This is a genomic window from Geodermatophilus sp. SYSU D00815 (assembly GCF_054050035.1).
On sequence record NZ_JBJGYO010000044.1, the window covers coordinates 1 to 22,301 of the forward strand.

A 22,301-nucleotide genomic window follows, 5' to 3' on the forward strand; every position below is an offset into this window, starting at 1 on the left:
GCACGCTCTCGGCGCCCGAGGCGTGCGAGACCGCCGGTGTCGTCGCAGGCGGCGGCTACGTTCCGCGCCATGAGCGACCGCCTGGTGCTGCCCGTGCTGCTGCGCGTCTGGGACGACGCCTGGACCCGCCTCGACCGGCGGTTGGAGGGCCTCACCGACGAGGAGTACCTGTGGGCCCCCGTCCCGGGCGCGTGGACCGTTCGCCGCGGGGACGACGGCACGTGGGTCGCCGAGGGCACCTACGACGAGCCCGACCCCGCGCCGGTGACCACGATCGCCTGGCGGCTGTGGCACCTGGCGTCGGACTGCCTGGCCTACTACCTGCGCACCTCGCCCGGCGGCCGCCCGCTGGCCGTCGACGACCGCGAGTGGCACGGCGACGCGGCGACGGCGCTGCGCGACCTGCGCACCGCGGCGACGGCGTTCCGCGCGGCCGCCGAGACGCGCGGCGAGGACGGGATCTGGGAGCGGCTCGGCCCGGCCTGGGGGCCGTACGCCGAGGGCACCTGGGCCGACCTGGTCGCGCACGCCCTCGACGAGCTGGCGCACCACGGGGCCGAGATCGCGCTGCTGCGCGACCTGCACCGCTGGGGTCAGACCGCCAGCCGGTAGCCCCGCTTGACCACGGTCTGCACCAGCGACGAGCCGATCGCCGCCCGCAGCCGGGTCACCGCCATCTCGACGGCGTGCGCGTCGCCGCCCCCGGGCAGGCAGCCGGTCAGCGCGGGCCGGGAGACCACGGTGCCGGGCCGCTCGGCCAGGGCGCGCAGCACGGCCAGCGGGCCCGGGGCGAGCCCCACGAGGCGGCCGTCGACGACGGCGGCGTGGCCGCGCACCTGCAGGCTGTGCCCGGCCGGCTCCAGCACGGGGTCGCGCTCCGGCAGGCGGGCGACCACCTCGCGGGCCAGCGCACCCAGCCGCGCGCGCTCCGGCTGCCAGTTCGGGATGCCGGCGGCCTCGAGCGGGCCGGCGGTGACCGGCCCGACGGCGATCGCCCGCACGCGGCCGCGCAGCGCGGCGACCAGGTCGTCGCGGCTCCCCAGCTCCGCGGCGACCTGCAGCAGGGCGGCCGCCGCCGGCGCGCTGGTGAACGTGACCGCGTCGATCCCGCCGGCGACGACGGAGGCGATCAGCCGGTGCACCGGCGCGACGTCCTCGGGCAGGACCCACCGGTAGACCGGCACGGTGAGCACCTCGGCGCCGGCGGCGCGCAGCCCGTCGACGACGTCCGTCAGCGGGTCGCCGTGCAGCTGGACGGCGATGCGGCGGCCGGCGAGCGGGCCCTCCGCGCCCGACAGCAGGTGCTCGAGCACCTCGGCCGAGGACTCCGACCCCGGCGACCACGCGTCGACCAGCCCGCTCCCGCGGATGGCGCCGCGCGCCTTGGGCCCGCGCGCCAGCACCCGCGCCCGCCGCAGGTGCTCGACCAGGGGCAGGTCCCAGGCCTGCGCCGCCTCCAGCCAGCCGCGGAAGCCGACGCCGGTGGTGGCCACCACCAGGTCGACCGGCGCGGCCAGCACCGCGCGGGTGGCCGCGACCAGCTCGGTGTCGTCGGCCAGCGGCACGATGCGGATGGCCGGGGCGTGCACCACGCGGGCGCCGCGCCGCTCCAGCAGCGCGCCGAGCTCCTCCTTGCGGCGTGCCGCGGTGACCGCGACGGTGTAGCCGGCCAGCGGCAGGGGCGCGTCGGGGTCGGCGTCCGTCAGGGCGTCGCTCACGTCTCCATGGTGCTGTGTCCGCGTTGCGGCCGTGTGTCGCCCCCGCCACACCGGTGCCGATCACACCGCGCGGTCGCGGCTCCAGCTGGCCAGCAGGATGGTCGCGTCGTCCTGCAGCTGGCCCTCCTGGTGGGCCAGCACGGCCCGGGTCAGGCGGCGCACCGTCTCCGGCGGCGGCTGTCCCGCGGCGGCGGCCCGGCGCAGGAAGTCGACCAGCCGTTCCTCGCCGAACCAGGCGCCGCTCGCGTCGCGGGCCTCGGTGACCCCGTCGGTGTGCAGCACCAGCCAGTCGCCGGGCTGCAGCACCTCCTCGGCCACGGCGAGCTCGGCGCTGCCCAGGCCGAAGGGCAGCCGCCGCCCGGCGTCGAGGTCCTTGACGACCTTGCCGCCGCGCAGCAGCAGCGGGGGCGGGTGACCCGCGCGGACGAAGCGCAGCCGCCCGCTGCCGACGTCCAGCTCGGCCAGCACGCCGGTGACGAAGGCGCTGCCCGGGAACTGCCGCGCCACCACCTCGTCCACCGCGCGCACCTGGTCGTAGAGGCCCCGCCCGTCCCGGCGGGCGCTGCGGTAGCCGGCGAGCGCGGCGGCGGCCATGAGCGCGGCCGGCAGGCCATGGCCCATGGCGTCGAACACGGCCAGCGACACCGTTCGTTCGGACAGGGCGTAGTCGAAGGCGTCGCCGCCGGCGGAGTAGCTCGGCTCGACCAGCCCGGCCAGCGTGAACGCGCCGGTGGACGCGGTCAGCGGCGGCAGCTGCTGCCAGATCAGCTCGGCCGACGGCGACCGCGACCGCAGCCGCCGGGCGCGCTCCACCTCGTCGCCGTACGGGCTCATGGAGGCGACGACGTGACCGAGCAGGCCGGCCAGCCAGCCGCACTGCTCGCGCAGCGCCGGGTCGTAGAGCTCGGCCGCCGAGCGCAGGCCCACCTCCAGGACGCCCAGCCGGTCGGACCCGTCGAGCAGCGGCACCCACAGCCGCGGCCGGTCCCCGCTCTCCGACGGCAGCACCCGCACCGTCTGGAACACCCGGCCGGCCAGCGTGCCGTCGACCGCGAGCGGCGGCTGCTCGGCGCGCCCCCCGGCGGTCAGCCGGTGCAGCAGGCGCTGGTCGTGGTCGACCAGGTGGACGACGACGTCGACGTCCATCGAGCGGCCCGCGCTCGCCGCGATCTCGGGCAGCCGGTCCGGCGCAGCGGCGTGGGCCGCCTCGAGCAGCTGGACCAGGGCGGCGAGGGGACCGGTCGCCGGCCGGCGCTCGCGGAAGGGCCGGCTGTAGGGCACCCGCCGCCGCCACCGCAGCTCGTCGAGCCGCTCGTTCACCGCGTGCGCGAGCACGTCGCGGTCCGGTTCCGGCAGGGTCGTCAGCCCGGCGAGGAACGCCTCGAGGTCGACGAGGTCGAGGTTGCCCCCCAGGGCGAAGTACCGCGTCCAGAGCTCCTCGAGGGTCAGGTCGGCGTGCTTGAAACCCTGCTCCAGCGCGCCGCGCTGCTCCTCTTCGGGCGAGGTGTCCGGCCGGGACATCACCGCCGCCGGCGGACGGCGGAGTCGACCACCGTGCGCGCCACGTCGCGCAGCGGGACGGCGTCCGCGGTGGCGCGGGCCAGGAGCATGCGGAGGGCGCCGTCCTCGTCGATCCCGTGCCGGTCCATGAGCACGCCCTTGGCCATGCTCACGACGTCGCGCTCCCTGACCGACTGCCGGAGCCCGTCGGTGAGGCGCCGCGCCCGCTCGTGGGACCGGACGTTGACGACGAGGATCGCCGCCTGCGCGCTGAACATGGTCAGCAGCTGCTCGTCGTGCGCACCGAACGCCCCGGGCTGCTCCGCGTAGACCTTGACCGCGCCCACGGCCCGGTCGCCGGCGACCATGGGGGCGCTCAGCGAGGCGCGCAGCCCCAGGGCGGCCGCCGCCTGCGCCCAGCGCGGCCAGCGGGGTTCGGAGGCGAGGTCGTCGACCCGCACCACCTGGCGCAGCGCCGTGGCGGCCAGGCAGGGGCCCTCGTCCAGGTCGTACTGCAGCGCGTCGGCCCGCTCGACCCGCTCGTCGGTCGCGCCCGACGTGCGGCGCGCGAGCTCGTCGAGGATCGACACGCCGGCCCCGGACGCGCCGGGCACGGTGTCCGCGGCCAGCGAGGTGACCAGGCCCAGGGCCGTGGTCACCGTCTCGGTGGACAGCAGGAGCCCGGACATCCGGGCGAAGACGACGGAGAGCTCGTCGGCGAGGGGCAGCGCGGACTCCGACGACGGTTGCCGCGGCACGGCACACCTCGTTCCAGCACCGTCGCGCGGGCCCACCGTGAGTTCGATGTCGGCGACCGGGCCAGCCTAGACCGCCGCTCCGGGCAACGGCGCGACGACGGTCGCGGTCCCCGCCGTCCCGTCGATCCGCAGGTCGGCCCGCTCGCGGGTGCGGTCGGCGGCGAACAGCGCCGCCTCCGCGTCCTGCCAGCGCCGCCAGTGCTCCTCGTACCCCGTGCCGTCGCGGGCCAGCCCCCGCGCCAGCCGCAGGGCCGCCGGGGCCTCGACCCAGACCCGCAGCGTGGTGAACGGGTCCACCGCAGGCGGGCAGGACCCGCAGCCCTCGACGACCAGCACGGCCGGGACCGGCACCGGCGTCGGGACGGCGGCGAACCGGCCCGCCGCCCAGTCGAAGCGTCGGTAGGCGCCCGGGACGCCGTCGGCCAGGGGCCGCAGCACGCCGGCGGCCAGCCGCGCCGCCCCGCCGATGAGCGTCCAGCCGGCGTAGAGGTCGTCCATGTGCACGACCCCGGCGTCCCCGCCGAGGGCCGCGGCCAGGCGCCCCGCGAACGTCGTCTTGCCCGAGCCGGCCGGGCCGTCGACGCAGACCAGCCGGACCGGACCCAGCCGCGGGGGTGCGGCCAGCACGCCCGCGGCGAGCTCGGCGAGCGGGATCACCGGACCGCGGCGGTCCACGTCGGCACGGGGCCGTCGGTGCCGACGACCAGCCCGCGGCTGGCCAGCAGGCGCAGGTGGGCGTCGGTCTCGGTGACCGCGAAGATGCGCATCCGCCGCTCGTACTGCTCCCACGGCCGCGACCAGGTCAGGTGCGCGGCCAGCTCCCACGGCGTGCTGGCCGGGTGGGCGCGCACCGCCGCGAGCAGCTCGGCGAGCCGGTGCTCGTGGTGCGCGGCGAGGTCGTCGGTGCGCGACCGCAACCCGCGGAAGCGCCACTCGTGCGCCGGCAGCACCTCGGTCGGCTCCGGGAGGTCGCCCACCCGGGCCAGCGAGGCGAGGTAGTCGCGCAGCGGGTCGGCCGCGCCCCAGCCCGACGTGGAGATGTTGGGGCTGATCCGCGGCAGGACGTGGTCGCCGGAGAAGAACAGGCCGGTGCGCTCCTCGGCGAAGCACAGGTGGCCCGGGGTGTGGCCGGGGGTGTGCACCGCGCGCATCCGCCAGCCGGGCAGGTCGGCGACGTCGCCGTCCTCGAGCAGCCGGTCGGCCACCGCCATGCCGGAGAAGGGGGCGTGCTGCTCCGGCGGGCCGACGTCCGCGGCCGCCTCGTCGGGATCGGCGCCCAGCGAGACCAGGAAGGCCACCTCGGCGGCGACCGACGCCGCCGGGTCGCGGAAGGTCGGCGCGCCCACCACGGTCGCGTCGGCGGGGTGCATCGCGATCCACGCGCCCGAGGCCTCCCGCACCCGGTCGGCCAGCCCGAGGTGGTCGAAGTGCAGGTGGGTGACGAGCACGCCGCGGACGTCGGTCACCGAGCCGCCGAGCGCGGCCAGCCCGTCGCCGAGCGCTCCCCAGGCCGCGTCGCCGCCCCAGCCGGCGTCGACCAGCCCGAGCCCGCCGTCGGCCAGCGCCAGGACGTGGACGCTCACGTAGCGCAGGCCGCCGTGCGGGATCGGCAGGGGCACCGACCACAGGTCCGCGGCCAGCCGCTCGACCGGCGGCAGCGCGCGCGCCGTCCAGGCCTCGCGCTGCGCCGCGCCGGTCACCTCCACGGCCCGCACTCTGCCAGCCGCGGCGGCGCGGGCTGGCACCATGGGGGCGTGCCGACCCCCGCCCGTCCCGTCTCGGCCGTGCCGCGCGTCCTGCGCCTGGTCTGCGCCGTGCTCGCCGCGGTCGTGCTCGTCGCGATGACCTGGGTCGCGCTCCGCCTGCCGGAGTCGTCCACCGGCGTGGTCGCGTTCGGCGCGGTCGACCAGGTCGCCGTCCTCGGGCTGGGCGTGCTCGTGGCGCTGGGCATCCTGCTGCTCGGCCGGCCGCGGGTCGACGCCGACGCCGAGGGCGTCCGCGTGCGCAACCTGTTCACCGCGCACGCGCTGCCCTGGTCGGCCGTGCGCGCGGTGCGGTTCGAGCGGAAGGCGCCCTGGGCCAGCCTGCTGCTGCCCAACGGCGACGAGATCGCGGTCATGGCCGTGCAGGCGGTCGACAAGGAGCGCGCGGTGGCCGCCGTCGAGGGGCTGCGGGCCCTGCAGGCCGCCGCCGCGCAGGCGGCGGGGGCCCCGGGGTCGACCGGGGAATGACCGGCGCCCCGGCGGCGCTGTAGCATGTGCGTGCCTCCCCGCTACACGAGGCGCGCGAACCACCGACGGCCCCGCCCCGGGCCGTCGATCCAAGAGGAGCCCGCTCCCACCCGACGCCCCCCGGGCGCCCGGGTCCCCGGTCCGCGGAACCGGCCCCGCGCCGGTCCCGCGTCGCGTACGGGCCACCGCCCGCGCGCGCACCGGCACGAGTGGGCCCCGCGAGCACCCCGCTCGCGGGGCCTCCGTCGTTCCGGGGCCACCGGACGGGTGCGAGCTCCTCACCCTGCAGCACGTGAGGAGAGGCCATCACCGAGCCCCGCATCAACGACCGTATCCGCGTCCCCGAGGTCCGCCTGGTCGGACCCGACGGCGAGCAGGTCGGCATCGTGCCGATCGGCGAGGCGCTGCGCCTGGCCCAGGACGCCGAACTCGACCTCGTCGAGGTCGCGCCGATGGCCCGGCCGCCCGTGGTCAGGCTCATGGACTACGGGAAGTTCAAGTACGAGTCCGCCCAGAAGGCCCGCGAGGCCCGGCGGAACCAGGCGCTCACCGTCATCAAGGAGATGCGGCTGCGCCTGAAGATCGACCCGCACGACTACGAGACCAAGAAGGGCCACGTCGAGCGCTTCCTGCGGAGCGGCGACAAGGTCAAGATCACCGTGATGTTCCGCGGTCGCGAGCAGTCGCGGCCCGAGATGGGCTACCGCCTGCTGCAGCGGCTGGCCGCCGACGTCTCCGAACTGGGCGTCGTCGAGTCCAACCCGAAGCAGGACGGCCGGAACATGGTCATGGTGATCGCCCCGCACCGGAGCCAGCAGGCGCAGGCCCAGGGCGGCCGCCGGCAGGCGAAGGGCGACCAGGCTCCGGCCCGGGAGCAGCGGGAGGAGCAGGCGCCCGGCGCCTGAGCCCCCCGGCCACCCGGCCGTGCGACAGACCGCACCACCCATGCGGTGCCGTGCGGCAGCCCCGTGCTGCCGCGCGGCCCCGGACGACGACCACCGAGGAACCGAGGACATGCCGAAGCAGAAGACGCACAAGGGCACGGCCAAGCGAGTGCGCGTGACCGGCTCGGGCAAGCTCATGCGCGAGCAGGCCAACAACCAGCACAAGTTCGAGCACAAGGCCTCGACCCGCAAGCGGCGGCTCGACCAGGACCAGGTGATCTCGCCCGCGGACACCCGGAACCTGAAGAAGCTGCTGGGCATCTGACCGCCCTCCCGTAACGACACGAAGGAGCTCACGTGGCACGCGTGAAGCGGGCGGTCAACGCCCAGAAGAAGCGCCGGACGACGCTCGAGGCGGCCAGCGGCTACCGCGGTCAGCGCTCGCGTCTGTACCGCAAGGCCAAGGAGCAGATCCTCCACTCGGCCACCTACAACTACCGCGACCGCAAGGTCCGCAAGGGCGACTTCCGCAAGCTGTGGATCACCCGGATCAACGCCGCGGCCCGCCAGAACGACATGACCTACAACCGGTTCATGCAGGGCCTGAAGCTGGCCGGCATCGAGCTCGACCGGCGCGTGCTCGCCGAGCTCGCCGTCAACGAGCCGGCCACCTTCGCCGCGCTGGTCGAGACGGCGCGCGCCGCCGTCGCCGCCGCGCCGGCCGGCGGCTCCAGCGGCAGCGCCGCCGCCTGATCCCGCTCGTCCCCGCCGACGCCGTCGGTGGCCGTCCCCACCGGGGGCGGCCGCCGGCGGCGTCGGCGCGTCTCCCGGAGGTGCCGTGCCCGAGGTGCTGACCGAGCGCTCGGCGCGCGTCGTGGCCGTCCGCAAGCTCACCCGCCGGGCCGGCCGCGACGCCGCCGGGGCGTTCCTCGCCGAGGGGCGGCAGGCGGTGCGCGAGGCGCTCGCCGACCCGGGGTCCGTGCGGGAGGTGCTGGCCACCCCCGCGGCGGCCGAGGCCTCGGCCGACCTGCTCGCCGGCACGCGGGTGCCGGTGCGGCTGGTCACGGAGAAGGCCGCGGCGAGCCTGTCGGAGACGGTCACCCCGCAGGGGCTGCTGGCCGTCTGCGACCTGCGCGACGTCCCGCCGGCGACGCTGACCGCCGCGCCGCCGCGGCTGGCCGTCGCGCTGGCCGAGCTCAACGACCCCGGCAACGCCGGCACGGTCCTGCGCACTGCGGACGCCTGCGGCGCCGGCGCGGTCGTCTTCGGCGCCGGCTCCGCCGACCCCTACGGCGGCAAGGTCGTGCGGGCCAGCGCGGGCAGCCTCTTCCACGTCGACGTCGTCCGCTCGGTGCCCCTCCTGCCGCTGCTCGGCGACCTGCGCGCGGCCGGGGTGACCGTGCTGGCGGCCGACGGCGGGGGAGAGGCCGCCCTCGACGAGCTCGGGGAGCTGCTGTCCGGGCCGGTGCTGTGGCTGTTCGGCAACGAGGCGCGGGGCGTGCCGGCGGAGCTGGCCGCGGCCGCCGACGCCCGGGTCCGCATCCCCATGCGCGGGCGGGCCGAGAGCCTCAACCTCGCCGCCGCCGCCGCGATCTGCCTCTACGCCACCCAGCTCGCCCAGTAGGCGCGGCCGCTGCGCTTCCCGCGGCGGACCCGGCAGCGGACCGTTGGAGCCGGATTGGAGCGCGGCGCGGCACGCTGCTCGTCGACCGCCGGACCCGCGACGCTGGGAGCGCCCGATGACCGACACCGCCGCCACCGGAGCAGCGCGCGCCGACGACCGGGACGACGCCGTCCTCGTGGTCGGCGCGGGACCGGTCGGCCTGGTCACCGCCTGCGAGCTGTCCCGGCAGGGCGCTCGCGTCCGGCTGATCGACGCCCTGCCGCAGCCGACCGACCAGTCCCGCGCCGTCGTCGTCCACCCCCGCACCCAGGAGCACCTGGCGGCGATGGGCGTGCTCGACGACCTCGCGGCCCGCGCCCTGCCGGTGACCCGGCTGGAGGTCCGCACCGGCCGCGACGGCACCCCGCGGGTGCGCCTCACCACCGGCTCCGTCGACTCGCGGTACCCCCGGATCCTCGACGTGGCCCAGCCCGAGACCGAGGCGGTGCTGACCGCGCTCGCGGCCCGCTCCGGCGTCGTCGTCGAGCGCGGGGTGACCCTGCAGGAGCTGGCGCAGGACGACGGTGGCGTCACGGTGACCCTGGCCGGCCCGGGGGGTGGCAGCCGGCACCGCTACGGCTGGGTCGTCGGGGCCGACGGCGGGCACAGCGCCGTCCGGGCCGCCGTGGGCACGCACCTCGACGGCGTCTTCCACGGCCAGCACTTCCTGTTCGCCGACACCGAGGCGAGCACCGCGCTGTCGGCCGACGCCATCCGCATGTTCGCCCACCCCGAGGGGATCGGCGGGGTGTTCCCCATGCCCGGCGGCCGCAGCCGCTTCCTGTTCCAGGTCGACGCCCCGGCCCCCGACGCCGTCCCCACGGTCGCCGAGACCCAGCGGCTGGTCGACGAGCGGACGGGCGGCCGGTGGACCGTCCGGGGGGCGAACTGGCTCACCTACTTCGAGATCCACCACGGCCAGGTGCCCGCCTACCGGCACGGCCGGGTGCTGCTGGCCGGCGACGCGGCCCACGTGCACAGCCCGGCCGGCGGGCAGGGCATGAACACCGGGGTCCAGGACGCGGTCAACCTCGCCTGGAAGCTCGCGCTGGTCGCGACCGGGCGCGCCGACGAGCGCCTGCTGGACTCCTACCAGGCCGAACGGCACCCGGTCGGCGCCGCCGTGGTGCGGCAGACCAGCACGATGACCGACGTGATGGCCTCCGCCGGGGCGACCGCGCGTCTGCGCGACATCGGGCTCTTCGTGCTCGGCCACCTCCCCGCGCTGGGGGAGAAGCTGGTGGCCGGCGTCACCGAGGTCACCGTGCACTACCGGGACAGCCCGATCGTCACCGGCTCCGGCGGCCACCGGACCGCCGCGCCGGGCGACCACGCCCCCGACGTGCCGGGTCTGCGCACCGTCGACGGCGCCGAGGCGTGGATCGGCGACCTCCTGCGGCGTCCGGGCCACCTGCTGCTCGTGGCACGGGACGACCCCCGGGCGGTCGCGGCGCTGCGCGAGGCCCTGGGCGGGCTCGGCGCCGTCGTGCCGGTGGTCCGGACCGCCGACGGCGCGCCGGCCGACGCGCTGGTCGACCACGGCGGCGCGGTCGCGCGGCGGTACGGCCTCGACGGGGACGGGATGGCGCTGATCCGCCCCGACGGCTACCTGGGCCACCTGTCGACGACGGCCGACCCGCGGGTGCTCGCCGACCACCTCACCGGGGCCCTGGCCGCCCGCGCGCGGGTGACCGCGGGCGGCTGAGCGGCCGTCACACCAGACCGGCGCGCCGCCAGAGCCGCTCGGACGGGCCGCCGATCAGGCCGGTCCCGCGCAGGAAGGCGACCAGCCCGGTCGAGGCCTCCCGCAGCTTGCCCCGGTAGTGCTCGTTCCGGCGCGCGACCGCCCTGGCCCGCGCCGGGTCCAGGCCGGCGGCGGCGTAGACGCCGGGCTGCACCAGGTTGTCCGCGACGATCGCGGCCACGGAGGCCACGATGGTGCGGTGCTTGCGGCGCTGCCACGACGACAGCTCCGGCGTCCGCCGGGCGATCTCGTCGCGGGCGAAGCGCATGTGCCGCGCCTCCTCGACGACGTGGATCTGGCTGGTCGCGCGGGTGAGCGGCTGCACCCGCTCGTCGCGCATCAGGTCGCGCTGGAAGATGTCGAGGATCTCCTCGGCCACCAGGATCGCCGCGTACGCCGACGGCCCGTCGCCCCGGGCGGCGAAGGCCTTGCCCAGCCGCAGGATCGCCGGCGGCGGCTGGTAGGACGGCGCGCCGAACTTCTCCGCCGTCCGGGCGAACATCACCGAGTGGCGGCACTCGTCGGCGATCTCCGTGAGCGCCCACTGCACGTGCGGCTGCGCCGGGTCCTCGCCGTAGACGTCGCGCAGCACCAGCTGCATGAGCAGGCACTCGAACCAGATGCCGACGCCGGAGATCGAGCAGTACTCGTGGATGGTCAACGTCACCCGCTGTTGTTCGGACAGCTGGTCCCACAGCGGCGTGCCGTGGAGCGTCGACCACTCCGGCGACAGCCCGTAGAGCCCGGCCGGGACCGGCGCCGACCAGTCGATGTCGACGACCGGGTCGTAGGACTTCCGCGCCGCGGAGCCGAGCAGGCGGGTGGACAGGTCCTCGCGGTCGACGGGCTTCTTCGGGCTGCCCGGCCGGGGCAGGGTGGCGGTCATCGGCGCGCTCCTCGGGGACGACGACGGAAGCTGTGACGAAAGGTAGCTGTTACCGTGGAACACATGCAAACTGTCGCCGGTGCCCGTGGCGTGCCCCGCCGCGCGGAGGCGGCCCCCGACGGCCGGCGGGCCCGGTGGACCGAGCACCGGCGGGCCCGCCGGGAGGAGCTGGTGGGCGCGGCGGTCGAGGCGGTGCGGCGGGCCGGTCCCGGCTTCGCCGTCGACGACGTCGCCCGGGAGGCGCGGGTCTCCAAGACCGTCATCTACCGTTACTTCAGCGACAAGGACGAGCTGATCGACGCCGTCCTCGACCGCATCTCCAGCGCCGTGCTGCTGCCGCGGCTGCTGGGCGAGCTCGCCGTCGACCGGGCCGACGACCGCGACCGGCTGCACGCCGTCATCGCCGCGTTCGTCGCGCTCATCGAGGAGGAGCCGGAGCTCTACCGGTTCGCCTACGCCCACGCCGGGCGCACCGGCCGCCGCGACCTCGTGGCGGCCACCGAGCGCGAGATCGCCGAGGCCCTCGGCGCGCTGATGGGGGAGCGGCTCGCCGCGGCCGGGCTCCCGCCCGCGCCGGCGATGACCTGGTCGTACGGCGTCGTCGGCATGGTGCAGCTGACGGCGCACTGGTGGGCGGGCAGCCGCGCGGTGCCGGCCGCCGACCTCGTCGCCCAGCTCACCGATCTCGCCCACGGCGGGCTGGGCGCCCTGCTGCCGCCGAGGAGGGACGCATGAGCGAGCACGAGGAGCCGGAGGGCTACGAGGGCGAGGTCACCGTCGCCGTCGAGGGCGAGTCGCCGCGGACGGCGCGGGCGGCGCTGGCCGCCCGGTTCGACCCGCTGGCAGGGCGCCTGGTGTGGCGGGGCCGGGTGGCCGCCGCGTACCCGCCGCGCACGGTGCTGGTGCTCACCACCCCGCACGGCAGCGCCCGCGCCGAGGCGACCGAGCGCGACGTGTGGGGGAACACGCGGGTGGCCGGCCTCGACCGCCCGCCGTTCCCGGTCGACCTCCTCGACGCCTGACACCCGCGCTCTCGGTACCGAAAGCCCGTGGTGTCTCAGTGCTTTCTGTACCGAAAGCCCACGCGGCCGCGGTGTCTCCGGGCCTTCTGTACCGAAAGCCCGGGGGGGCTCCGTGCTTTCGGTACCGAAAGCCCGCGCGGCCGCGGCGGTCAGACGGCGGCGCGCTCGTGCCGGTTGAGCGAGGCGGCCTGCAGCAGGTCGGTGAACCCCGCGCCGTCCTGCGGGAACACCGCGACGCCCAGGCGGACGCCGGCGGGCACCTCGGTGCCGTGCAGCCGCACCGGCCGGTCGAGGACGCGGTGCAGCTCGGCGGCGATCCGGCGGGCCTCGGTGCCGGCGGAGCACGGGTCGAGGTCGCGCAGCGCCACCAGCAGCTCCGAGCCGCCGAGGCGGGCGATCAGGTCGCGGCGGCGCAGGGCCGCGCGCACCCGGTCGGTCACCGCGCACAGCAGCTCGTCGCCGCGCTCGTGGCCCCACATCGCGGTGGCGGTGCGCGCGCCGTCGACGTCGACCAGCAGGAGGGCGAGCGCGTCGTCGCCGGCGCGGGCCGACCACAGCGCCGTCTCCACCTGCTCGGCCAGCCGGCGCCGGTCGGGCAGCCCGGTGAGCGGGTCGGTGACGGCCAGCTCCTCCATGCGCGCCAGGTAGCCGCGGCTGCGGTCGCGCTCGACCAGCAGCGCCCGCTCGGCCTCGACCCGCGCGGTGACGTCGTGCTGGATGCCGATGTACTGCACGACGGCGCCGTAGGCGTCGGTCACCGGGGCCAGGTGGATCTCGTTCCACCACGGCGTCCGGTCCGGGCCGCGCACGTTGAGCAGCGTCTCCCGGCACTCCACGCCGCGCTCGATCGCCTCGCGCAGCCGGGCGACGGCGGCCGGGTCGGTGTCCGGGCCCTGCAGGAAGCGGCAGTTGCGGCCCAGCACCTCCTCGCGCGGCAGGCCGGCCAGCTCCTCGAAGGCGGCGTTGACGTACACCAGCGGCTGGTCGGGCAGCCGCAGGTCGACGATGGTCACGCCGGCCGACGTCGCGGCCAGGGCGCGGTGCAGCAGCGCCTCCCGGTCGGGCAGGCCGCCGGCCGGCGCGGCGGCGGGCGCCGGGTGCGCGGGGGCGAGGACGGCGGCCTCGGCCACCGCGGCGGCCGCCGGCGCCACCCGCGACAGCAGCGCGGACGCGGCGCGCACCACGGTGTCGCGGTCGTAGGTGAGCGCGTACTCGAAGGTGCGCTCGAGGTCGGGCCCGGTGTCGCCGAGGTCGCGCGCGAGCAGCGCGGCGGCGAAGTGCGGGCCCAGCACCACGACGTCCCACTCGCCGCGCACCGGGTCGTCGCGGCGCAGCGCCGCGCCGCGCACGCCGGGCAGCGGCTCCACCGGCAGGTCCTCGCCGAGGGCGCAGACGAACCCGGTGCGCTCGACCAGGTCGCGGTAGCGCTGGGTGGTCGACGGGGTGAAGTGCCGGGCCTCCTGGAAGGCCGCGGCGACGACGCAGGTCTCGCCGAGGCGCATGGCCTCCCGCTCCAGCTGCTTGGACAGCTCGATGAGCAGCGCCTTCGGCGAGCGGCGCAGCGGCACCGACGCCGGCAGGCAGGCGAAGGGTGAGCGGCCGGCGGTCTCGGGCTCCGCGGCCGGGGCGGGCAGCAGCAGCGCGCCGGCCGGCCGGTCGGCGACCGGGCCGGGGCCGGGGCGGCCGAACATCCAGCCCTGCCCCAGGGTGGCGCCCAGCGCCCGGGCGGCGGTCAGGTGGGCGTCGGTCTCGATGCCCTCGGCGAGCACCACGGCGCCGGTGCGCTCGGCGTAGGCGTTGACCGCGTTCATGATCTCGGCGACAGCCGGCCCGGGCCGCTCCTGCACCAGCCGCAGGTCGAGCTTGACGACGTCGGGGCGCAGCAGCGGGAGGAAGGCCAGCGACATCGACTCGGCACCGACGTCGTCCACGGCCACGCCCCAGCCGGCGCCGCGCACGCGCTCGACGGTGCGCAGCAGCTCGGCCGGGCGGGCCGCCAGCGCGCGCTCGGTGATCTCCAGGACGACGCGCAGGCCGCCGGGCGCGGCCTCGGCGATGGCGAGCAGCTCGCTCAGCGGAGCGCTGTCGAGCACCTCGGGCTCGACGTTGACGAAGACCGACAGCGGGGCCAGCAGGCCGGCGTCCACGGCGCCGCGGAACGCGGCGGCGCGGCAGGCGGCGTCGAGCTCGGCCAGCCGCCCCGCCCCGCGGGCGGCGGCGAACAGCGCGTCGGGCCGCTCCAGGGGGCCCCGCGGGCCGCGGGCGAGCGCCTCGTAGGCGACCACCCGGCCGGTGTCGAGCTCGACGATCGGCTGGAAGACGCTGCGGACGCCCCCGGCGGTGAGGGCGGCGTCGAGGTGCGAGAACTCCACGGACCCGTCATCGGCCGCTCCGGCGCCCCTGTCGGGCGCGACCGGGCGTCCCTGCCCCGAACGGGTGGGGTGGTCCCGGCGAGATCTGCACGGTGGTCGCCATCGGGCCCCGACGGCGACCACGGTGCGGATCTCGCCCGAGGTGGCGCGGTGGCGGAAACCCGGCGGCGGGCCGGGCGGCGCGGCGGGCAGAATGGCCTCCCGTGTCCGGCGCCAACGATCCGTACGACCCCAAGCAGGTCGCCACCCTCTCGCCCGAGGCCCTCGACGCCGCGGTGGAGGCCGCCGTCAAGGCGTTCGCCGGGGCCGGTGACCTCGAGGCGCTGGCCGCCGTCCGGCCCGCGCACCTCGGTGACCGGGCGCCGGTGCTGCTGGCCCGCCGCGAGCTCGGCGCGCTGCCGCCGGCCGCGCGCGCCGACGCCGGCAAGCGGGTCAACGCCGCCCGCGTCGCCGTGACGACGGCGTACGAGGAGCGGCGGGCGGCGCTCGAGGCCGAGCGCGACGCCCGGGTGCTGGCCGAGGAGCGGGTCGACGTCACCCTGCCCTGGGACCGCGCGCCCCGCGGCGCCCGGCACCCGATCACCACGACGATGGAGCGCATCGCCGACGTCTTCGTCGGCATGGGCTACGAGGTCGCCGACGGCCCCGAGCTCGAGGCCGAGTGGCTGAACTTCGACGCGCTCAACATCGGCCGCGACCACCCGGCGCGCACGATGATGGACACCTTCTTCGTCGCGCCCGAGGACTCCGGCCTGGTGCTGCGCACGCACACCAGCCCGGTGCAGGCGCGCACGATGCTGGCGCGCAGGCCGCCGATCTACGTCGTCGCGCCCGGCCGGGTGTACCGCACCGACGAGCTCGACGCGACGCACACCCCGGTCTTCCACCAGGTCGAGGGCCTGGCCGTCGACCGCGGCCTCACCATGGCCCACCTGCGCGGCACCCTCGACCACCTGGCCCGGATCCTGTTCGGACCGGACGCGGTGACCCGCTGGCGGCCGTCGTACTTCCCGTTCACCGAGCCGTCGGCGGAGTTCGACGTCTGGTTCCCGCAGCACCGCGACGGCCCCCGCTGGGTCGAGTGGGGCGGCTGCGGCATGGTCAACCCGCGGGTGCTGGTCGCCTGCGGCGTCGACCCGGAGGAGTACTCCGGCTTCGCCTTCGGCCTCGGCATCGAGCGGGCGCTGCAGTTCCGCTCGGGCGTCGGCGACATGCGCGACATGGTCGAGGGCGACATCCGGTTCACGAAGGCCTTCGGAGTGGAGCAGTGATGCGGGTCCCGATCGGCTGGCTGGCCGAGCACGTCGACGTCCCCGCCGGGACGACGGTCGAGGACCTCGACGCCGCCTTCGTCCGCCTCGGCCTCGAGGTGGAGGAGATCCACCGGCCCGAGCAGGTCACCGGCCCGCTGGTGGTCGGCCGCGTGCTCGAGATCGAGGAGCTCACCGGCTTCAAGAAGCCGATCCGCTACTGCTCGGTGGACGTGGGCGAGGCGGAGCCCCGCGGCATCGTCTGCGGCGCGCGCAACTTCGTCGTCGGTGACGCCGTCGTGGTCGCCCTGCCGGGCGCGGTGCTGCCCGGCGGGTTCGAGATCGCCTCGCGGAAGACCTACGACCGGATCTCCGACGGGATGATCTGCTCGGTCCGCGAGCTGGGGATCGGCGAGGACCACGCCGGGATCCTGGTGCTCGGCGACGACGCGCCCGAGCCGGGCACCCCCGCCGGCCCGGTGATCGGGCTGGACGACGTCGTCATCGAGCTGGCCATCACCCCCGACCGCGGCTACTGCCTGTCGATGCGCGGGCTGGCCCGCGAGATGGGCACCGGCCTGGCCGTCGACTGGCGCGACCCCGGCGCGCTCCCGCCGCCGGCCTGGTCGGGCGAGCCGGCGTGGGAGGTCCGCGTCGACGACCCGGCGCGCTGCGACCGCTTCTCCATGGTCGCGCTGGAGGGCCTCGACCCGACGGCGCCGAGCCCCTGGTGGATGCGCCGGCGGCTGGCGCAGTCGGGCGTGCGCAGCATCTCCCTCGCCGTCGACGTCACCAACTTCGTGATGCTCGAGCTCGGCCAGCCGATGCACGCCTTCGACCGCGACGCGGTGCGCGGCCCGATCGTCGTGCGACTCGCCCGCGAGGGCGAGAAGCTGACCACCCTCGACGGCGTGCAGCGGGTGCTGTCCACCGACGACCTGCTCATCACCGACGACTCCGGCCCGATCGGGCTGGCCGCGGTGATGGGCGGCGGCTCCACCGAGATCGGCGACGGCACCACGAACGTGCTGCTGGAGGCCGCGCACTGGGAGCCCACCGGGGTGGCCCGCACCGCCCGCCGACACCGGCTGCCCAGCGAGGCGGCGAAGCGGTTCGAGCGCGGCGTCGACCCCGAGATGACCGTGCCGGCGCTGGCCCGGGCCGCCGAGCTGCTCGTCCGGTACGGCGGCGCCCGGGTGGTCGGCGCGCCGGTCGACGTCGACACCCGGCGGCCGCGGCCGGCGATCCGGCTGGACCCCGAGCTGCCCGCGCGGGTCGCCGGCGTCGACTACGACCCGCGCCGGGTGGTCGAGCTGCTCGACGCCGTCGGCTGCGTCATGACCGGCAGCCCCGGCGCCGAGGTGCTCGACGTCGTCCCGCCGTCGTGGCGGCCCGACCTGACCGACCCGGCGGACCTCGTCGAGGAGGTCGTCCGGCTGGCCGGCTACGACGCGGTGCCCTCGGTGCTGCCCACCGCCCCGCCCGGCCGGGGGCTGACCGCGACCCAGCGCCGCCGGCGCGCCATCGGCCGCGCGCTGGCCGAGGCCGGCTACGTCGAGGCGCCGTCCTACCCGTTCCTCGGGACGGCGGCGCTCGACGCGCTCGGCCTGCCCGAGGACGACCCGCGCCGCACCGTCGTGCTCGTGCGCAACCCGCTGTCGGAGGAGGAGCCGGCGCTGCGCACCACGCTGGTGCCCGGCCTGCTCGCCACGCTGGCCCGCAACCTCGCCCGCGGCCAGCGCGACCTGGCGCTGTTCGAGCACGGCGCGGTCTTCCCGGGGGGCGTGCGCACGTCCGCGCCGCTGCCCGGTGTCGACCGCCGGCCCGACGACGAGACGCTCGCCGGGCTGCTCGGCGCGGTGCCCGACCAGCCGTGGCACGTGGCCGTGGCGCTGGCCGGCAACCGCGAGCCCCGCGGCTGGTGGGGGCCGGGCCGCCCGGCGGTCTGGGCCGACGCCGTCGAGGCCGCCCGCCGGGTCGCGGCCGCCGCCGGCGCCGAGCTGACCGTGCGGGCGGGGGAGCGGGCGCCGTGGCACCCCGGCCGCTGCGCCGAGCTGCTGGTCGGTGACCGGGTCGTCGGGTACGCCGGCGAGCTGCACCCGCGGGTGTGCGCGGCGCTCGACCTGCCGCCGCGCACCGCGGTGATGGAGCTCGACGTCGACGCGCTGCCCCCGGCGCAGGTCGCGGTGGGCCCGCGCATCTCGGCGTTCCCGCCGGTGCTGCTCGACCTCGCGCTGGTGGTCGCCGACGACGTGCCGGCCGCCGAGGTCGAGGCGGCCTTGCGCGCGGGGGCCGGCGAGCTGCTCGAGTCGCTGCGGCTGTTCGACGTCTACACCGGCACGCCGGTGCCGGCCGGCCGCAAGTCGCTGGCGTACGCGCTCACCCTGCGCGCGCCGGACCGCACGCTGACCAGCGAGGAGGCGACCGCGGTCCGCGACGCCGCCGCGGCCGCCGCCGCCGAGCGGACCGGTGCCGAGCTCCGTGCCTGAGCAGGTCGCGCTCGTCACCGGCGCGTCGGCGGGGATCGGCCGGCACCTGGCCGAGGGGCTGGCCGCGCGCGGCATGGCGGTCGCCGGGCTGGCGCGCGGGGCCGACCGGCTGCGCGCCGCGATGGACGAGGTGGCGAGCGCGACCGGCGCCCGCACCCTGGCCGTCGCCGCCGACGTCACCGACCGGGCGGCCGTCGACGCGGCGGTCGCCCGGGTGGTCGAGGAGTTCGGGCGGGTCGACCTGCTGGTCAACAACGCCGGGCTGCTGGACCCCGCCGAGGTGCCCCTCTGGCAGGCCGACGCCGACGAGTGGTGGGCCGTGGTCGAGAGCCACGTGCGCGGCGGGCTGCTGCCGGCGCGGGCCGTGGTCCCGGGCATGGTCGAGCGGGGCTCGGGCCGCGTGGTCGACCTGGCCAGCGGGCTGTCCACCCGGGGCGGGCGGCTGTACTCCGCCTACTCGGTGGGCAAGACCGGCCTGATGCGGCTCACCGAGGTGCTCGCCGCGGGGCTGGAGGGCACCGGCGTGCTCGCCTTCGACCTGGCCCCCGGCGTCGTCCGGACGGCGATGTCGACGTCCATGTCGCTGCACGAGGGCCGCACCGACTGGACCGACCCGGAGCGGGTGGTGGCGTTCGTCGCGGCGATCGCCGCCGGGGAGCTCGACGCGTGGTCCGGCCGGTTCCTGCACGCCGCCGTCGACGACCTCGACGCGCTGCGGGCCCACGTCCCGCGGGACGCCGAGCGGCAGCTGCGGCTGCGCCCCTACGGGGACGGCGACCCGCTCGGCTGACCCGCCCGCCGGCGCAGCGCCCGCACCGAGGACGCCGCCGTGCGCAGCCGGACGTCGCCGTAGCGGACGCCGCCGCGGCCCACCCGCGCGGCCACCGCCAGCCAGGCGCACAGCCCGCGCTCGAGCACCCACACCGGGGCCCAGAGCGGGGCGCTCGGCGGGTAGACGGCCCGCCCGCCGGCGCGGCGCCGGCCGACCTCCGCGACCGCCACGACGGCCAGCGCGGCGGGCGCGAGCGGCCGGCCGCGGTGGCGCGCCAGCGAGCGCAGCACGAACGGCCACACGGCCAATGCCCACGCCAGCCGCCACGGCTGGGCCAGGTCGTCGTAGGCCTGGCGCACGCGCTGCGCCCGGAACTGCGCGGTCGTGGGCGGGCGGCGCACCACGAACAGGTCGTTGGCCCGCCGCTCCCGACCGCCGTGCGCGCGGATGGTGCGCACCATCTCGAGGTTCTCGAACAGCACGTCGCCGCGGTAGCCGCCCATGGCCACGAAGGTCGAGCGCCGCAGCCCGTAGGTGCCCGGGTGGTCGGCGGCCACCGAGCGGTTGAGCAGGGTGCGGCCGGTGTCCCACCGCGCGTGCCAGGGCGCCGGCCGGAACACGTTCTGCGGGCGGACCACGTCGGCGCCGTCGAGCAGGGCGAGCACCCGCTCCAGGGTCGGGCGGTCGTAGCGGACGTCGTCGTCGGCGATCACCACCCGCTCGGCGCGCGCCGCCCGCACCCCGGTGACGACGCCGGCGACCTTGCCGTTGGCGCCCGGCCACGGCTCGGGCGGCAGGTGCCGCACCAGCCCCTTCCACTCGCGCGCGTGGGCGGCGAAGCGGTCGGGCGGGGAGCCGTCGACCACCGTCACCGGCAGCCAGCCGCTCAGCCGCTCCAGGTAGCCGGTGAGCTCGTCGAGGTCGGCGTCGTCGGTCCAGCGCAGCGGCAGGACGTACTCGGCGTCGAGCACCGGCGCCTCAGACCGGTGCGCCGACGGGCAGGACGGCGGGGGTGCGCAGCGAGCTGCGGCCGGCGGCCCACGCGCCGAGGACGTGCTCGGCGAACCGGCGCTCCAGCTCCAGCGCCGTGCCCGCGCCCAGCAGCACGTCGCCGAGGAGCTCCGGCTCGTCCTCGACCAGGGCGCCGGCGAGGTCGTGCGCGGCGAGCTGCTCGTGCACGGCGTCGGCCTCCACGTGCTCGTCGAAGAACCAGGTGGCGTCGGGCCCGAAGCCCAGCCGGCGCAGGCCGTCGCCGTAGCGCCGGTTGGGCACGGTCGAGGTCATCTCGAAGGCGGCCAGGTGCCCGGCGACCGCGCCGCGCAGCCGGCGGTGCAGGCCGAACAGCGACATCGCGTTGACCGTCGCCAGGGTCACCGCCGGCACCAGGTCGACGTAGGCGCCCGGCCGGTCGTCGAGCCCCAGGGCGCGCATCGAGCCGGCGTAGAGGACCGCGTGCACCCGCTCGGGCCGCCCCCCGCCGTACTCGTCGGCCTGCACCTCGGCCAGCGCCGCCTTCGCCCGGCCGGCGAGCCGGGGCAGCGCCCAGGTGTGCGGATCGGCCTCCTTGAGCTCGTAGACCGAGCGGTGCACGACGAACTCGCGGAACTGCTCGACGTCGGCCCGGCGGGCGAGGTGCGCCGACAGCGAGGGGCCGTCGTCGGCGCCGGTGACGGCGAACAGCGCGGCGGCGACGGCCCGGGCGGTGGGCTCGGGCGGCGGCGGCAGCGGCACGGCCCGGCGCAGCGCCCGCTCGACCTCGGCCTCCAGCACCGCCCGGGCGGCGAGCAGGTCGGTCGACCACTCCCAGTCGGGGTCGACGCCGTCGTAGCCGCGGTAGTGCAGCTCGTAGAGGACCAGGAGCGTCAGCTGCAGGTCGTCGTCGGCGAGGACGTCGTCCCCGGGCAGGGACGCCACCAGCCGCCGGGCGAGGGCCGCCAGGCCGGGCAGCGTGCCGGGGCGCCCCGCCAGCCCGTGGCACAGCGCGGCGCTGACCGGGCCGCGCGGCGTCGGCAACCGCATCCGTCCTCCCGGCCCGGCGGCGCAGGCACGGCGACCGGCGACGCTGCCGACCGCGTCGTCCCTGGTCCGGCGGGTGCGGACAGTCTCAGCGCCGGGCGGCGCGCTGTCGACCCTGGACCGTCCGCTACCCGCGGTACACCGCCACGTAGGCCGGGCTGTCGTCGGTGAAGGGCGCGCCGTCCCAGTCGGCCCAGCGGTGCTCCAGGCGCAGCCCGGCCAGGCGGGCCATGAGGTCGAGCTCGGCCGGCCAGACGTAGCGGTGGTTCGCCGGGAGCAGCCGCACCTGCCCGCTGGTGAGCACCAGCTTGGTCGTGGTCATGCGCTGCTCGGCCGGGTGCAGCTCCGCGACGTCGACGACCACGCGCTGCTCGCCGACGTCGAGCACCCGCACCGCCCGGTTGCGGTGGAACGCGGTCAGGTCGGGCACCCAGTTCTCGACCACGAACGCCCCGCCCGGCTCCAGGTGCGCGGCCGCGTTGGCGAAGGTGCGCACCTGCGCGTCCTGCGACGGCAGCGCGTTGATCGTGTTGTAGGCCAGGACGACGAGCGCGTAGCGCCGGCCGGTGGTGGTCGTGGCGAAGTCGCCGATCTCGACCCGCAGGTCCGCGCCCCCGGGGCGGCGGCGCAGCTGCTGCACCATCTCCGGCGAGCCGTCGATGCCGTCGACGGTCAGCCCGGTGGCCGCCAGCGGCAGCGCGATGCGGCCGGTGCCGATGCCGAGCTCCAGGACGGCGCCGCCGTCGGCCAGCGCGGCGAGCCGGCGCACCGCCGCGTCGGGGGAGAGGCCGGCGGTGAGCTCGTCGTAGACGTCGGCGTGGCGGGCGCCGTACGCGGAGGGGTCGAAACCGGTGGGCATGCCCGCGTCTACCCGGCGCCGTCCGCCCCGTACCGGAGGGCGGGGGGGGGGGGGGGGGGGGGGGGGGGGGGGGGGGGGGGGGGGGGGCGGGGGCGCGGGGGCGCGGCGCGCCGCCGGGGCGCGCGCCCGCCCCCACC

General features: G+C 77.3%; 22 protein-coding genes. 12 read left to right on the forward strand and 10 right to left on the reverse strand.

Annotated features, from left to right (window positions below):
- The first annotated feature begins 69 nt into the window (after positions 1-69).
- Positions 70-612, forward strand: a complete 543-nt coding sequence (locus ACI78S_RS24185) for a DinB family protein (RefSeq protein WP_456977533.1) — start codon at positions 70-72, stop codon at positions 610-612.
- Here the strand turns inward: ACI78S_RS24185 and ACI78S_RS24190 are convergent.
- The 5 genes from ACI78S_RS24190 to ACI78S_RS24210 all read right to left on the reverse strand — a co-directional run bounded on the left by ACI78S_RS24190 (position 594) and on the right by ACI78S_RS24210 (position 5,682).
- Positions 594-1,718 (reverse strand): uroporphyrinogen-III synthase, encoded by a 1,125-nt coding sequence (locus ACI78S_RS24190; RefSeq protein ID WP_456977534.1) that lies wholly within the window; start codon positions 1,716-1,718, stop codon positions 594-596. The genes ACI78S_RS24185 and ACI78S_RS24190 overlap by 19 nt on opposite strands.
- A 60-nt stretch (positions 1,719-1,778) precedes the next feature.
- Entirely contained in the window at positions 1,779-3,239 is a 1,461-nt protein-coding gene (locus ACI78S_RS24195) for a PP2C family protein-serine/threonine phosphatase (protein ID WP_456977535.1), read from the reverse strand.
- Positions 3,239-3,976 carry a GAF domain-containing protein gene (locus ACI78S_RS24200; protein WP_456977536.1) on the reverse strand — a complete coding sequence of 246 codons (738 nt, stop codon included), beginning with the start codon at positions 3,974-3,976 and terminating at the stop codon, positions 3,239-3,241. The genes ACI78S_RS24195 and ACI78S_RS24200 overlap by 1 nt, the downstream gene beginning before the upstream one ends.
- 66 nt (positions 3,977-4,042) lie before the next feature.
- Positions 4,043-4,651, reverse strand: coding sequence for a uridine kinase family protein (locus ACI78S_RS24205; RefSeq protein WP_456977537.1), 609 nt, complete (start codon positions 4,649-4,651; stop codon positions 4,043-4,045).
- On the reverse strand, positions 4,630-5,682 hold the full coding sequence (locus ACI78S_RS24210) for an MBL fold metallo-hydrolase (RefSeq protein ID WP_456977538.1): 1,053 nt from the start codon (positions 5,680-5,682) through the stop codon (positions 4,630-4,632). Before ACI78S_RS24210 ends, ACI78S_RS24205 begins: the two co-directional genes overlap by 22 nt.
- Positions 5,683-5,730: 48 nt before the next feature.
- On the opposite strand from ACI78S_RS24210, the gene ACI78S_RS24215 reads away from it, so the two are divergent.
- From ACI78S_RS24215 to ACI78S_RS24240, 6 genes are all read left to right on the forward strand, one after another.
- A complete protein-coding gene (locus ACI78S_RS24215) occupies positions 5,731-6,207 on the forward strand; it encodes a PH domain-containing protein (RefSeq protein WP_456977539.1) in 477 nt (158 codons plus the stop codon).
- Positions 6,208-6,527: 320 nt separating this feature from the next.
- Positions 6,528-7,112 (forward strand): translation initiation factor IF-3, encoded by a 585-nt coding sequence (infC, locus tag ACI78S_RS24220; RefSeq protein WP_456977554.1) that lies wholly within the window; start codon positions 6,528-6,530, stop codon positions 7,110-7,112.
- 109 nt (positions 7,113-7,221) lie between these two features.
- Positions 7,222-7,416: a 50S ribosomal protein L35 gene (gene rpmI / locus ACI78S_RS24225; protein ID WP_456977540.1), complete on the forward strand. Its 195-nt coding sequence runs from the start codon at positions 7,222-7,224 to the stop codon at positions 7,414-7,416.
- Between the two features lie 32 nt (positions 7,417-7,448).
- Complete coding sequence (gene rplT / locus ACI78S_RS24230; protein WP_456977541.1) at positions 7,449-7,844, forward strand: 50S ribosomal protein L20; 396 nt, start codon at positions 7,449-7,451, stop codon at positions 7,842-7,844.
- 85 nt (positions 7,845-7,929) lie between these two features.
- Positions 7,930-8,715, forward strand: a complete 786-nt coding sequence (locus tag ACI78S_RS24235; RefSeq protein ID WP_456977542.1) for a TrmH family RNA methyltransferase — start codon at positions 7,930-7,932, stop codon at positions 8,713-8,715.
- Between the two features lie 115 nt (positions 8,716-8,830).
- On the forward strand, positions 8,831-10,459 hold the full coding sequence (locus tag ACI78S_RS24240; RefSeq protein ID WP_456977543.1) for an FAD-dependent monooxygenase: 1,629 nt from the start codon (positions 8,831-8,833) through the stop codon (positions 10,457-10,459).
- 7 nt (positions 10,460-10,466) lie between these two features.
- Here ACI78S_RS24240 and ACI78S_RS24245 read toward each other — a convergent pair whose 3' ends face one another.
- Entirely contained in the window at positions 10,467-11,384 is a 918-nt protein-coding gene (locus tag ACI78S_RS24245; protein WP_456977544.1) for an AurF N-oxygenase family protein, read from the reverse strand.
- A 63-nt stretch (positions 11,385-11,447) separates the two neighbouring features.
- Between ACI78S_RS24245 and ACI78S_RS24250 the strand changes: the two genes are divergently transcribed.
- Complete coding sequence (locus tag ACI78S_RS24250; protein ID WP_456977545.1) at positions 11,448-12,119, forward strand: TetR family transcriptional regulator; 672 nt, start codon at positions 11,448-11,450, stop codon at positions 12,117-12,119.
- The gene (locus ACI78S_RS24255) at positions 12,116-12,406 is read left to right on the forward strand and encodes a DUF4873 domain-containing protein (protein ID WP_456977546.1); all 291 of its coding nucleotides are present in this window, start codon (positions 12,116-12,118) and stop codon (positions 12,404-12,406) included. The genes ACI78S_RS24250 and ACI78S_RS24255 overlap by 4 nt, the downstream gene beginning before the upstream one ends.
- A gap of 149 nt (positions 12,407-12,555) precedes the next feature.
- Here ACI78S_RS24255 and ACI78S_RS24260 read toward each other — a convergent pair whose 3' ends face one another.
- Positions 12,556-14,778, reverse strand: coding sequence for an EAL domain-containing protein (locus tag ACI78S_RS24260; RefSeq protein ID WP_456977547.1), 2,223 nt, complete (start codon positions 14,776-14,778; stop codon positions 12,556-12,558).
- 203 nt (positions 14,779-14,981) lie between these two features.
- Here ACI78S_RS24260 and pheS point away from each other — a divergent pair, with 203 nt between their 5' ends.
- From pheS to ACI78S_RS24275, 3 genes are read left to right on the forward strand one after another with little or no spacing between them, the layout of a single operon-like run.
- Entirely contained in the window at positions 14,982-16,049 is a 1,068-nt protein-coding gene (gene pheS / locus ACI78S_RS24265) for a phenylalanine--tRNA ligase subunit alpha (protein WP_456977548.1), read from the forward strand.
- On the forward strand, positions 16,049-18,517 hold the full coding sequence (gene pheT / locus ACI78S_RS24270) for a phenylalanine--tRNA ligase subunit beta (protein ID WP_456977549.1): 2,469 nt from the start codon (positions 16,049-16,051) through the stop codon (positions 18,515-18,517). Before pheS ends, pheT begins: the two co-directional genes overlap by 1 nt.
- Entirely contained in the window at positions 18,510-19,307 is a 798-nt protein-coding gene (locus ACI78S_RS24275) for an SDR family NAD(P)-dependent oxidoreductase (protein WP_456977550.1), read from the forward strand. Before pheT ends, ACI78S_RS24275 begins: the two co-directional genes overlap by 8 nt.
- Here the strand turns inward: ACI78S_RS24275 and ACI78S_RS24280 are convergent.
- From ACI78S_RS24280 to ACI78S_RS24290, 3 genes are all read right to left on the reverse strand, one after another.
- Positions 19,280-20,260, reverse strand: coding sequence for a glycosyltransferase (locus ACI78S_RS24280; RefSeq protein WP_456977551.1), 981 nt, complete (start codon positions 20,258-20,260; stop codon positions 19,280-19,282). The two genes, ACI78S_RS24275 and ACI78S_RS24280, sit on opposite strands and share 28 nt — an antisense overlap.
- Before the next feature lie 7 nt (positions 20,261-20,267).
- Positions 20,268-21,308, reverse strand: a complete 1,041-nt coding sequence (locus ACI78S_RS24285; RefSeq protein WP_456977552.1) for an iron-containing redox enzyme family protein — start codon at positions 21,306-21,308, stop codon at positions 20,268-20,270.
- 124 nt (positions 21,309-21,432) lie between these two features.
- Complete coding sequence (locus ACI78S_RS24290) at positions 21,433-22,164, reverse strand: class I SAM-dependent DNA methyltransferase (RefSeq protein WP_456977553.1); 732 nt, start codon at positions 22,162-22,164, stop codon at positions 21,433-21,435.
- Between the last annotated feature and the right edge of the window lie 137 nt (positions 22,165-22,301).